This is a genomic window from Stenotrophomonas sp. YJH_SMC_36 (assembly GCF_059369935.1).
The window spans coordinates 443,622-454,727 of the sequence record NZ_JCAFTD010000003.1 but is presented as its reverse complement, the minus strand read 5'-3'; the positions used below and the strand labels follow the sequence as shown (position 1 = coordinate 454,727).

16 protein-coding genes are annotated in these 11,106 nt (G+C 65.9%); 8 read left to right on the top strand and 8 right to left on the bottom strand.

The genetic code is table 11. The features are described from left to right. A partial coding sequence (locus tag AC5P76_RS08655; protein ID WP_495222724.1) for an autotransporter outer membrane beta-barrel domain-containing protein occupies nucleotides 1–1,263 on the top strand: 1,263 nt, incomplete at its 5' end. Between the two features lie 83 nt (nucleotides 1,264–1,346). Here the strand turns inward: AC5P76_RS08655 and AC5P76_RS08650 are convergent. Beyond that, nucleotides 1,347–1,799, bottom strand: a complete 453-nt coding sequence (locus AC5P76_RS08650) for a PA2169 family four-helix-bundle protein (RefSeq protein WP_053517176.1) — start codon at nucleotides 1,797–1,799, stop codon at nucleotides 1,347–1,349. Between the two features lie 458 nt (nucleotides 1,800–2,257). Between AC5P76_RS08650 and AC5P76_RS08645 the strand changes: the two genes are divergently transcribed. Both AC5P76_RS08645 and AC5P76_RS08640 read left to right on the top strand, forming a co-directional pair. Further along, nucleotides 2,258–2,755, top strand: coding sequence for a YciE/YciF ferroxidase family protein (locus tag AC5P76_RS08645; protein ID WP_065181611.1), 498 nt, complete (start codon nucleotides 2,258–2,260; stop codon nucleotides 2,753–2,755). A gap of 50 nt (nucleotides 2,756–2,805) precedes the next feature. Then, nucleotides 2,806–3,084, top strand: coding sequence for a hypothetical protein (locus tag AC5P76_RS08640; protein ID WP_053517173.1), 279 nt, complete (start codon nucleotides 2,806–2,808; stop codon nucleotides 3,082–3,084). Here the strand turns inward: AC5P76_RS08640 and AC5P76_RS08635 are convergent, their stop codons facing one another. The 4 genes from AC5P76_RS08635 to AC5P76_RS08620 form a co-directional block, all read right to left on the bottom strand. Further along, nucleotides 3,085–3,786 carry a DNA-formamidopyrimidine glycosylase family protein gene (locus tag AC5P76_RS08635; protein WP_495222725.1) on the bottom strand — a complete coding sequence of 234 codons (702 nt, stop codon included), beginning with the start codon at nucleotides 3,784–3,786 and terminating at the stop codon, nucleotides 3,085–3,087. It abuts the gene before it with no gap. A 180-nt stretch (nucleotides 3,787–3,966) separates the two neighbouring features. After that, nucleotides 3,967–4,737, bottom strand: coding sequence for a DUF72 domain-containing protein (locus AC5P76_RS08630; RefSeq protein WP_253119214.1), 771 nt, complete (start codon nucleotides 4,735–4,737; stop codon nucleotides 3,967–3,969). After that, the gene (locus AC5P76_RS08625) at nucleotides 4,734–5,210 is read right to left on the bottom strand and encodes a BLUF domain-containing protein (protein ID WP_197600681.1); all 477 of its coding nucleotides are present in this window, start codon (nucleotides 5,208–5,210) and stop codon (nucleotides 4,734–4,736) included. Before AC5P76_RS08625 ends, AC5P76_RS08630 begins: the two co-directional genes overlap by 4 nt. A 253-nt stretch (nucleotides 5,211–5,463) precedes the next feature. After that, a complete protein-coding gene (locus AC5P76_RS08620) occupies nucleotides 5,464–5,802 on the bottom strand; it encodes a hypothetical protein (RefSeq protein ID WP_253119216.1) in 339 nt (112 codons plus the stop codon). 191 nt (nucleotides 5,803–5,993) lie between these two features. On the opposite strand from AC5P76_RS08620, the gene AC5P76_RS08615 reads away from it, so the two are divergent. Beyond that, nucleotides 5,994–6,386 carry a response regulator gene (locus AC5P76_RS08615; RefSeq protein ID WP_053517160.1) on the top strand — a complete coding sequence of 131 codons (393 nt, stop codon included), beginning with the start codon at nucleotides 5,994–5,996 and terminating at the stop codon, nucleotides 6,384–6,386. A 42-nt stretch (nucleotides 6,387–6,428) separates the two neighbouring features. Here the strand turns inward: AC5P76_RS08615 and AC5P76_RS08610 are convergent, their stop codons facing one another. From AC5P76_RS08610 to AC5P76_RS08600, 3 genes are all read right to left on the bottom strand, one after another. Continuing rightward, nucleotides 6,429–6,857, bottom strand: a complete 429-nt coding sequence (locus AC5P76_RS08610; protein ID WP_111186234.1) for a BLUF domain-containing protein — start codon at nucleotides 6,855–6,857, stop codon at nucleotides 6,429–6,431. Nucleotides 6,858–6,982: 125 nt separating this feature from the next. Next, nucleotides 6,983–7,477, bottom strand: coding sequence for a hypothetical protein (locus AC5P76_RS08605; protein ID WP_253119218.1), 495 nt, complete (start codon nucleotides 7,475–7,477; stop codon nucleotides 6,983–6,985). A 7-nt stretch (nucleotides 7,478–7,484) separates the two neighbouring features. Then, nucleotides 7,485–8,648: a zinc-dependent alcohol dehydrogenase gene (locus AC5P76_RS08600; protein WP_065174470.1), complete on the bottom strand. Its 1,164-nt coding sequence runs from the start codon at nucleotides 8,646–8,648 to the stop codon at nucleotides 7,485–7,487. 157 nt (nucleotides 8,649–8,805) lie between these two features. Between AC5P76_RS08600 and AC5P76_RS08595 the strand changes: the two genes are divergently transcribed. The 4 genes from AC5P76_RS08595 to AC5P76_RS08580 all read left to right on the top strand — a co-directional run bounded on the left by AC5P76_RS08595 (nucleotide 8,806) and on the right by AC5P76_RS08580 (nucleotide 11,030). Continuing rightward, a complete protein-coding gene (locus AC5P76_RS08595) occupies nucleotides 8,806–9,000 on the top strand; it encodes a hypothetical protein (RefSeq protein ID WP_253119219.1) in 195 nt (64 codons plus the stop codon). A gap of 99 nt (nucleotides 9,001–9,099) precedes the next feature. After that, nucleotides 9,100–9,738 (top strand): DUF6766 family protein, encoded by a 639-nt coding sequence (locus AC5P76_RS08590; protein ID WP_053517150.1) that lies wholly within the window; start codon nucleotides 9,100–9,102, stop codon nucleotides 9,736–9,738. A gap of 3 nt (nucleotides 9,739–9,741) precedes the next feature. Continuing rightward, nucleotides 9,742–10,314 (top strand): cysteine hydrolase family protein, encoded by a 573-nt coding sequence (locus AC5P76_RS08585; RefSeq protein WP_065174468.1) that lies wholly within the window; start codon nucleotides 9,742–9,744, stop codon nucleotides 10,312–10,314. 74 nt (nucleotides 10,315–10,388) lie between these two features. Continuing rightward, nucleotides 10,389–11,030, top strand: a complete 642-nt coding sequence (locus AC5P76_RS08580; RefSeq protein ID WP_253119221.1) for a glutathione S-transferase family protein — start codon at nucleotides 10,389–10,391, stop codon at nucleotides 11,028–11,030. The last annotated feature ends 76 nt before the right edge of the window (nucleotides 11,031–11,106 follow it).

Below are 11,106 nucleotides of genomic sequence, written 5' to 3'. Positions count from 1 at the left end.
CTGGTCGCGCTGCCCGAACCGGGCGTGTACTACCTGGGTGAGCAGTTCAACATCCTGCGCGCCGACGGTGGCATCAACGGTCAGTTCGCCCGTACCGACTTCAGTGCATTCTCGCCGTTCCTGCAGTTCAGCCTGGCCTACAGCGCCAATGGTGCGCGCATCGACGTGGCCCGGGGTGCGCTGCTGGCCACCGCGGCCACCACGCGCAACCAGCGCGCCGTCGCTGGCGTAGCCGATGGCCTGGCGATCAACCAAGGGCTGCCCCGCCCGCTGACCCAGCTGTTCCCCGCCCAGGTCGGCCCCGCGCTGGACGGCCTGAGCGGCGAGCTGCATGCCGCCACGCCGCTGGTGCTGGTCGAGAGCAGCCGCTACGTGCGTGATGCAGCCTTGTCGCGGCGTGCGGGCGATGCGTCGCCGGGCAGCACCGGCGACGCGACCGGTGCGTGGGTACAGGCGATCGGCGGCAACGGCAAGCTCGATGGCGATGTCGAAACCGCGCGCACGGATGCCAACAGCAACGGCCTGCTGGTCGGTATCGACCGCGAGTTCGATGGCTGGCAGGCCGGCGTACTGGCCGGCACCGGCCGTACCGACGTCAAGCAACGCGACCGCCGTGCCAAGTCGAAGATCGACAACACCCACGTCGGTGCCTACGCCAGCCACAGCTGGGGCGGCTTCGGTCTGCGCGGTGGCGTGGCCTGGAGCAAGCACGAGGCAGAGAGCACCCGCGAGCTGGCGTTCGCAGGATTCAGCGACACGCTCACCGGCCGTTATGACGCCCGTACCCGCCAGGCTTTCCTCGAAGCCGGCTATCGTTTCGGCTCTGCTGAAGGCGGCCTGGAGCCCTACCTGCAGGTTGCCCGCGTCGAAGTGGACCTGAAGCGCATCAACGAGCGGGGCGGCGCCGCCGCACTGCAGGGCAAAGTGGAAGACACCCGCACTACCGTGGCGACCGCCGGGCTGCGCTTCGACAAGGGTCTGAAGGCATCCTTCCAGCAGGACAGCTGGCTGCACCTGCGTGGCGCGGTGGGTTATCGCCGGGCCTCCGGCGACCGCAGCCAGGTGGCCAACCTCGCCGTCGCCAACGGTGGCAGCGCGTTCGCCGTCAGCGGCGCGCCGATCGCCGACAGCGCTGTCGTGGCCGAGCTGGGGCTGTCCGCGTGGCTGACCCCGCGGCAGTCGCTGGAACTGGGCTACAGCGGCCAGTTCGGCAGCGAGAGCCGTGACCATGGCGCTACGGCGCGTTGGTCCGTGCGCTTCTGATCCACGTTCACCTTACCTGCTGAAGAGCATTGGGGCGGCCTGGGGCCGCCCCTTTTTTTCTCCGGAGAATGCAGCCCGCGCGATCAGGCTGCCTTCATCGCGTGCTTCCGCGCACGCATCACGTTGTGGCACTCCTGCACTTCCGGCAGCAGCTGGGTCACTTCCTGGCGTACCGCCGGCGGCAGGCCCTCATCCTTCAGCGCATCCTTGAAAGCAGCCAGCAGGCGGTCTTCCGATTCTTCCAGCTCGGCCACGTAGCCATAGTTGGTGTCGCCGAACGCTGCGCGCACCTTGCCGTAGAACTGCTGCATCGAGCCGACCAGGGTGCCGTGTTCGGCGGGCTTGCCACCGGTGGCCGCAACCGCGCCACTGAGCGCGGACACGATGCGGCCCTTGACGCCGGCAATGCGGGTGAACAGTGCCGCCAGCTCGGCGTCCTTCACCTTCGTGGCCGCCTCTTCGTAGAACGACTTGCCGTCGCGTGCGATCTCGATCAGGTCGTTGAGACGATGTTCGATGGTGGACTGGGTGCTCATGTTCTGCTCCTGAAGTTCAGATTCGTTGGGAACGGACAACGGTGTGCGTTGCCTGCATCACTACCTTGGACAAAGGAATGTGGCCCCGGGGTGAGCGTCGTTTGATGCATGCATCACGTCGCTCAACGCGGCCTGACCGCCGCTACCAGGGCACGAAAAGGATGATCCCGGTAATCACCAGCACGGCGGCCAGCACTCCCAGCAGCACCTTCCCTTGTCGCCAGCTCGGCGTCGGTTTTCCTGGCGTGTTCATCGTGTTTTCTCCTGTCGATGCGGACGCTGGCAGCCTGATGCATACGCCAGCGTCGGCACGTGCACGCCATGTGCATCGCGCGTGCACATGTGAGGGCCCTGCATGGACCATGCCGGTGGACAGCGATATCGCGCTCACCGCATGTACGCCGGGCATCAACGCCGGGCCCGCTACGGTCAACATTCCTTCCCGACTGGAGCCGCACATGGCCATCAAGACTGCCGAAGACCTGTTCATCCACGAACTTTCGGACATCTACAGCGCCGAGAAGCAGCTGACCAAAGCCCTGCCCCGCCTTGCTCGTGCGGCCGAGAATCCGGATCTCGCCGCCGCCTTCGAAACCCATCTGGAGGAAACCCAGGGCCAGATCGAGCGGATCGACCAGGTGGTCGAGACGCTGGGCATCCGTCTCAAGCGCATCAAGTGTGCAGCGATGGAAGGGCTGGTGGAGGAAGGCAAGGAAGTCATCGACAGCATCGACAAGGGACCGGTGCGTGATGCCGCACTGATCGGTGGCGCCCAGAAAGTCGAGCACTACGAGATTGCGTCGTACGGCACCATCGCCGCGCTGGCCAAGCAGCTGGGCTACAAGGACGCGCTCCCCCTGCTGCTGGAAACACTGGCCGAAGAAAAGTCGACCGACGAGAAGTTGACCCTGCTGGCCAAGGGGGGTGGCAACGCCAAGGCAGCACAGGCCGCCTGAGTTCCACTGCGATACGCCGCCAGGGACGGCGGCGGCAACAGGAGATCCCGATGCATCCGGATATCATCGGCTGGATGGCGACCCTTGTGCTGGTCGCCACCTTGCTCAGGCAGATGGTCAAGCAGTGGCGTTCGCCACATCCCGAGACACTTTCACGATGGTTGTTCGCAGGCCAGATGGTGGCCTCGGCGCTGTTCACCCTCTACAGCCTGATGCTGGGCAGCAGCGTCTTCGTGGTGACCAATCTGCTTCTGTTGGCGACGGCTCTGCTTGGGCAGGTGTTGGCGCGGCATCGCCAGAGGCAGGCCCCCCTCCCTCCCCCCTGTTGATCACCGCTGGCGGATACCGGCCGGCCCGGGATCGCCGAACAGGACCTGATCGCGGGGACAGAAAAAGCTGCGTCGCCGGGTTCTGCCCAGATACTGCTTGCTGACGGGGCCGCCACATCGCGGACAGCTGCGTTTGGCATGCACCTGCCAGTGCCTCTTGAGCTCGTGGCGACGCTTCCATTCCAGGAACTCGTAGCTGTAGGTCCTGGCTTCGCGGATCAGTGATCCCAGCCTGCGCGGCGGCAGGTCACCCACACGCGTGGCCGGGTGTACGCCGATCCGGAACAGCACTTCGTTCTTGATGATGTTGCCAACGCCGGCAAAAACGTTCTGGTCCAGCAGTGCGTCGCACACCAGGACGTCAGCCATCGCTTTCAGGCGGCGGCGCGCGAGCCGGGGGTCCCACGCATCGCTCATCACATCGGTGCGCCAGTCGTAGGCTTCTTCCAACGGGCCGTCGATGAGTTTGACCGAACAGGCATAGAGGTTCAGTTCGCCGGCATCGAACCTCAGCGATACGCGCGGAGGCGAAGGCTTGCGCTCATCGATACGCCAACTGCCGAACAGCATCAGATGGATCCGCAAGGTATGCGTGCCGAACTCCAGCAGGAAGTGCTTCCCCCAACTGCGCACGGATCGCACGCGCTGCCCTGCAAGCATGGACAGGTCAATCCGGCTGTTGCCCCCGACATGTCGCAGTATCTGGTCCGCAAGGTATGCGTGCCGAACTCCAGCAGGAAGTGCTTCCCCCAACTGCGCACGGATCGCACGCGCTGCCCTGCAAGCATGGACAGGTCAATCCGGCTGTTGCCCCCGACATGTCGCAGTATCTGGCCGGTGAACATCTCGGCAGCCTCGCGCAGCAGCACGATGGAAGGGCCTTCAGGCATGGCCGTGTTCTCCAAGCAGTGCCTGCAATCGCAGTGCATTGCTGACCGCATGGCCCTGCGCCGTGTTGTCCAGGATCATCCAGGCGCAATGGCCGGCACGCGCGCGGTCCCTGAGGAGCCCGGCCAGCCGTGCCAGTGTGGTCTCGTCATAAGCGCTGCGATAGATATCCGGCTGGCCGTGCCATCGCCAATAGCTCCAGCCGCAGGCCCCGCCCGGCTCTCCCGCCTGCGCGACCCGCGCCGGGTCCGCCGCCACGCGCGCGATGTCATGGACCGCCAGCAGCGCATCCACCTCGGCACTGAACCAGGACGGATGTCGAGGCTCGCACGCCACCGGCCTGCGCGTGCGCCGACGCAGATCGTGCAGAAACGGTTCGACGTGCTGCGGCTCGTACGCCAGGCTGGGAGGCAACTGCAACAGCAGCGCACCCAACCGGCTGCCGAGTTCTTCCACCGTAGCCAGGAACGGGTCGAGCAGCGGGCCGGCACCGCGCAGCCGCTGCTCGTGCGAGATGGAACGCGGCATCTTCAACGTGAAGCGGAAATCGTCCGGAACGGAAGCGGCCCAGCGCCGATAGGTCTGGGGCAGGTGCGGGCGATAGAACGAGGAGTTGATCTCGACCAGGGAAAGGCGCGTGGCGTAGCGCTGCAGCAGACTGTCGCCTCCACCGAAGCTGGAGCGATCCGCCGCCGACAGGGACCATCCTGCGCAACCGATGCGTATCCGCGTTCCGGCAGCGTGCTGCCCCACCCCAACGCTCATGACCCGTCCCCGCCAGAAGGCGCGGCCTGCATCATCGGTCCGCCCTGACCGGTTCGCAGCAGAGGCGCCGTCAACAGCTGCAGCCTGTCCAGCGCGCTGGTCGGGATTCCGCTGATGGCCGTGCTGCGCACGAACCCGGTCCAGTCGGACAGCGCCACCCTCCCGAGTTCCGTGTGCTCCACCTGCAGCCAGCCCATCCGCCAGTGCGAGAACTGGCGGCGACCGATGCGACCGCGGTTGAGCTCGACCACACTGTGATGGCTGCCGCTGTCGAGGATGCGCCGCCACGCGGCGTCCACGCCCTGCTGTGGCCCCTCCAGATACTGCAGGAAGCGATGGCCATCGAACAGAAGCACGCCGGTGATGTCCGCTGCTTCATTGAATGCCACCGCGTCGTCGACGAGACCGCGCAGGCGCTCCGCGCTCAATGAGGCAACGGCTTCGCTCGCATAGGCAATCGCACGCAGAGGCATGGGGGCACCGACGGTTGCAATAGGCTCTACCTTAGTCTTCGCCGCCGAAGGTCCAGTGACTTCGGCGTGGAGGCTGCGTTCAAGTGTAGGGTCGACTCTGCACTCGAGGAGATGGCACGAGGTATACGGCAGCCCAACACGGGAGACATTCCAGGGCCGACCAGAACCGGAACCCGGGCAACAGCAATCGCGGTTTCGCTTCGTTGCAGTGGTGCTCCAGCCCCTCGCCCTGCCCGTTGCCGCCGATGCGCGCTCAGGCCTGCAGCACGGATGAGGGAGCCGCAGGCGGCATCGTGTACGTGCGCGCGGCAGCGGCCGGCCGACCCTCCGCAGCGGACAGCACCTGCATGACCCGATGCTCGGCTCGACGCTGCGTGACCTCCATGCCCACCACGTAGACGAAGCGGCCATCGAACTTGGCCTGTGCGCCGTCGAGACCGTCTGCCAACAGCAGTGCCCGCTTCAGCGACTTCATCCAGGCGCGGGAGGGCACCCCGTCAAGTTCGACGACGACTGCCATGCCACCGCAGGCGAGCGGCATGCTTTCCACGCGCAGCACCTGGGGCGCAGACAGGGATCCGGAAGCGTTCATTGGGCGACTCCTCGTGCGGGGACGGCGGCAGTATCCACAGTGATCGCCAAGGCATCGTCAACGTTGCCGGCCCGTCCGTGCACGCTGCCTGCACGGCACGCGCGGCTTCGCGTCGACACCACATCATCTCCGCATCGCCTTGATGGCCTGCGGCGGACACTGTCGTCCCCACGGCTCCATAGACCTACCTCATGCCTCGCACGACCGGCCAGCCTCCCTGCAATCTGCTTCTGGTGGAGGACCAGTTCGATCTGGCGGCACTGATGGAACAGGCACTTGAGGACAGTGGCGACCACGTCACCCATGCCTACAGCGTGTTTGATGCCCTCGGCCTGCTGGACCGTCAACGGTTCGATGGCGCGGTACTGGATGTGGAACTGCGCGATGGCGTGGTGTTTCCGGTAGCCGACCGCCTGGCCGAACTGAAGATTCCCTACCTGTTCGTCTCCGCGGTGTACGACCAGCTGGTACCTGCACGCCACCGGCGTGCCCCCTTCGTCGCCAAGCCGTTCCACATCGAGGGTCTGCAACGCGCTGTCCGTCAGACACTCTGCAGCGATACGGCGGCGGGAGGCCAGCGCTGAACCAGATCGTGCAGCAGCGAAACGCGCTCCGCCGAGGGCGGCTCAGGCCGCGCGGGCGTAGGGCTCGACCACGGCAAGCAGCCGCTCCATCGCCGTTGCATCCTCGTGACCGTCGGCAGCGCGCAGGATGAAGCTGGTCCAGTCCGCCCGGGCGATGTCCCGCAGGATGTCCGACTCTGTATGCAGGCATCGCATTGGCCAGAACGGCAACCGGCGCTGACCGACTCGACCGTGGGCCAACTCGATGATGCCACCATGGCTGCTGGCACCCGTCACCCGTGAGTAGGCCACCTCCAGTCCATCCGGTGGGCCTTCCATGTACTGCAGGAACCGCTGCCCATCAAACAGCAGCACACCGGTTACGCCCGCGCCTCGATTGAAACGCGCGGCGTCGGCCATCAGGGATTCCAGCTTCCCGGTCGTGAAGCCCTCGCTGGCCTCACTGATGTAGACGATGGCTCTGTTCGGCACGCTCCGGCTCCTGCTCCCACAAACGCCGAGCCTATCGTGCCTCCCGTTCACCGCCTGTGTACGCGTACCGTGACCCGGTCACACTCCGCTGCATTCATACTCGTGTTGGCGGCCGCAACGCGGCGTCATCGCGACAGAGACCGGGCTGAGCGCAGGCAGTGCAGCAGCTCCCACAGCCATGAGAACACAACCACCACCGCCGGCAGCAGCGTGAGCACCCACTCCTGCGCCGGCGCCGGGCGCCATTGCAGTGCCCACGAAGGTTCAGCGTGATGGGCCACCCAAAGCACGAACAGCCACGGTGCCACATCCAGCACGCTGTGCACATGCTGCTCGGCCGGACTGATGCGTCGCCGGCCATCCGCGCTGGCGGTATCGAGATACCCTGCAATCGCATGAGCGGCGGCCAGCACGGTAAGCAACAGCGCCAGCGCCCGCGTTTCGGCCAGCAGCAGCCAGGCCAGCACGCCGCTCCCCACAAGCCCCAGCTGCACCCCATGCAGCGTGCTCTCGCGCAGGCCCGAGGTGTGGGGCAGATCGGTGCGGCGATGAAAATGGAAGTCCAGCGTGCCTGCGGCAAGCCACAGCACGTACAGGACCATCATGGCCGAGGCGCTCATGCTGCTCTCACGGCGTAAGCACGATCTTGCGGCAGTCATCGTCCTTGGCATCGAACATCGCGTAGCCCTGTGCGGCGTCGGCCAGCCGCATGCGGTGGGAGATGATGTCGCCCGGGTCGAGGCGGCCCTCCATGATGGCATCCAGCAGTTCCGGCATCAGGCCCTGCACATGCGTCTGTCCCATCTTGAAGGTCAGGCCCTTGTCAAAAGCATCGCCGAGCAGGAAGCCGTGGATGAAACCGGCATAGACGCCGGGAATGCTGATCACGCCGCCTCTTCGCGCGGCCGCGATGCACTGCCGGATCGCCACGCCACTGCTGCCTTCCAGCTTGACGGTGGTCAGCGCTGTTTCCAGTGCACTGCCTTCGGCCTCGAATCCGACGGCCTCGATGCAGGCATCCACGCCCCGGCCACTGGTCTGGCTGAGGATGTAATCGGCAGGATCCGGAATGTCCCTGAAATCGATCGGAATGACGCCGTAGGCATCCCGTGCATAGTCCAGCCGGTAGGACAGATGGTCGACCATGAAGATGGTTTCCGCACCCAGCAGGCGGCAGCATGCTGCGCTCATCAGGCCGACTGGACCGGCTCCGAAGATGGCCACGGTCGAGCCCGGCCTGATGCCGGCGTTGAGTGCAGCCTGGTAGCCGGTGGGCAGGATGTCGGACAGGAACAGGACCTGCTCGTCCGCCACACCGTCCGGAATCCGCAGCGGGCCGATGTTGGCCTTGGGCACGCGGACAAATTCAGCCTGCCCCCCGGCCACGCCCCCGTACAGGTGGCTGTAGCCGAACAGCGCTGCAGGAGGCAGCAGGCCTTTCTGGTTGAGCGCCGCCCCCTTGCCGGGATTGGTGGTCTCGCAGGCGGCATACTCGGCCAGGCGGCAATGGAAGCACTCACCGCAGGCGATCACGAACGGGATCACCACGCGGTCACCGGCGCGCACCTGGGTAACGGCGCTGCCGACCTCTTCCACGATGCCCATGAATTCATGGCCGAGCACATCGCCATCATGCAGGTCCGGGATCTTGCCGCGATACAGGTGCAGGTCCGAGCCACAGATGGCCGTCGCGGTCACGCGCAGGATGAGATCGTCATCCTGCGCCAGCACCGGATCGGGAACTGTCTCGACGCGCACATCCCTGCGGCCGTGATAGGTCAGTGCCTGCATCGTGCTTCTCCTAGGAAACGGACCTGCAGGATCGCAGCCCTCCCCCTGCGGGCAGAGTGACCGCACGGTGTGCGGGATGTTCATTCGACTGCGCCATTGCGTTAACCCTCACGCGTGCACGCTGAAGCCTCCATCCACCATCCACGGGAAGACTGCCATGAGCAACAAGCTGCCGTTCAACCCCACCGTCGATGTCGATGACCAGGCCAAGGCACATACACCCGACAAGCGCCGCAACGACAACGCCAGATGGAAGGAGCACGGCATGCCCGACGATGGCGATGGCCCCAAGGCGCGCCCGGATGACTATGAACGGCTCGATCCGGACCCCACCGGAAAGCGCCATCGCTGAGTCCGCCTCACGGACCGCATGCGCGGGATTCACGGATGTTTCTTGACCGGCCACGCAAGCTCACCGCATCCCCATAGGATCTGCATGGCGAGGTGCTGCATGTGGAAGCGGAACGGTCTGTCACTGGTTCTGCTGGCTCTGACCGTGCTGTTCATTGCCGGCCAGGCACTGTCAGGACTGCAGGTGCACAACGAAGAGTTGGTCCACCACGGCCGCGCGCCACTGGATCTGTGGCATTACCTGGCCAGCGGCCACTTCATCAGTGCCACCTTCGAGAACTGGGAAAGCGAGTTCCTGCAGATGGGCATGTACGTGCTGCTCACCGTCAGCCTGCGCCAGCGCGGCTCTGCGGAATCGCGCCCGCTCGACCCTGCACAGGAACACGCACGGATCGAGCCCGGCCCGACACCCTGGCCGGTGCTGCGTGGCGGTATATGGAAGACGCTCTATGGACATTCACTGGCGATCGCCTTCGGACTGCTCTTCCTGGTCAGCTTCAGTCTGCACGCCGTCGGCAGCTGGAAGGCAGAACAGGTGGAACAGCAGTTGCAGGGGCTGCCCCCTCCGTCCTTCCTGCAGCATCTGACCAGCAGCACGTTCTGGTTCGAGTCCATGCAGAACTGGCAAAGCGAATTCCTGGCGGTACTGGCCCTGGTCGTGCTGACCATCTTCCTGCGGCAGAAGGATTCCCCGCAGTCCAAGCCGGTGCAGGCGCCGCATGCGCAGACCGGAGACTGAGCCATGCCACGCCGGAATGCCACGACCGCACTGCTGGTCATCGACATGTTCAGCCGCTTCGATTTTCCCGACGCTGGCGCGCTGGCGCCCCTGGCGGAGCGGGCCGCGACCCGCATCCGCAGGGTGCGTGACCATTGCGATGCCCGCCGCTGGCCGGTGATCCATGCCAACGACAACTTCTCCGACTGGCAACGGGATTTCCGTCAGCAGGTGGAGCAGTGCAGACGGGACGGTGGCAGTGCCGCGCGCATCGCGGACATGTTGGCGCCGGCCCCTCACCACTACTTCGTGCTCAAACCGAAGCACTCGGCGTTCCTCGCCACGCCCCTGCCGATCCTGCTGGCCAAACTGGGGGTCCGCCACCTGTGGCTCACCGGCATGGCGACCGATTCCTGCGTGCTGGCGACCGCGCTGGATGCCAACGCGCGGGAGTTCGAAGTAACCGTGGTGGCTGATGCCACCGCGGCGCTGCCAGCACGCAGGAGAGTGGCACTGCAGACGCTGGAGCGTTCAGGCGCCGCACGGATCGAGACGGTTGCCGGGCTGCTGTCCTCGCCGCGGCGAGCGCAGCGCTGAGCAACGGTCGATTTCCGGTCCTGCCGCTCGTCGAAACAGGGAAGGCAGGCCTCCCGCCGGCCGGAGCACCTCCGATGACCCCGATCCTCACTGCCTTCGCCACCTCGCCCGATCGCGGCCAGGGCCTGGCCCGCGACATGCGCGTGCGCTGGGCACTGGAAGAACTGGGCGTGGCCTATGACGTCCAGCTGCTGTCCTTTGCCGAGATGAAGCAGCCGGCCCATCTGGCGCGCCACCCCTTCGGGCAGATCCCCACCTACCAGGAAGGCGAGCGGGTGCTGTTCGAATCCGGCGCGATCCTGCTGCACCTGGCCGAGCGCCATCGCGGCCTGCTGCCGGACGGGGACAGCGCCCGCATGCGCGCGATCATGTGGATGTTCGCTGCGCTGAACACCGTCGAGCCGCCCATCGTCGAGCGATCCATGGCATGGCTGCTGGAACGCGAGCAGCCCTGGTATGCGCAGCGGCAGGTGATGCTGGACGAGCGCGTGCACGCACGGCTGTCCCAGCTGTCGGCATGGTTGGGCGACAGGACCTGGCTGGAGGACGAATTCAGCGTTGGCGACCTGATGATGGTGGCGGTGCTGCTGCGTCTTCAAAGCAGCGGCATGATCGGCGGGTATCCGACGCTGGCCGCCTACCTGGCGCGGGCCACGGAACGCCCTGCCTACCAGCGCGCATTCGCCGCCCAGCGGGCGGTCTTCCAGAGCCGGTAGCCCTGCATCGGGCGGGACCCCGATGCGCCGACACGGTTGACGCCTCACCAGGCTGCGCCTACAGTCTGCGCCGCAG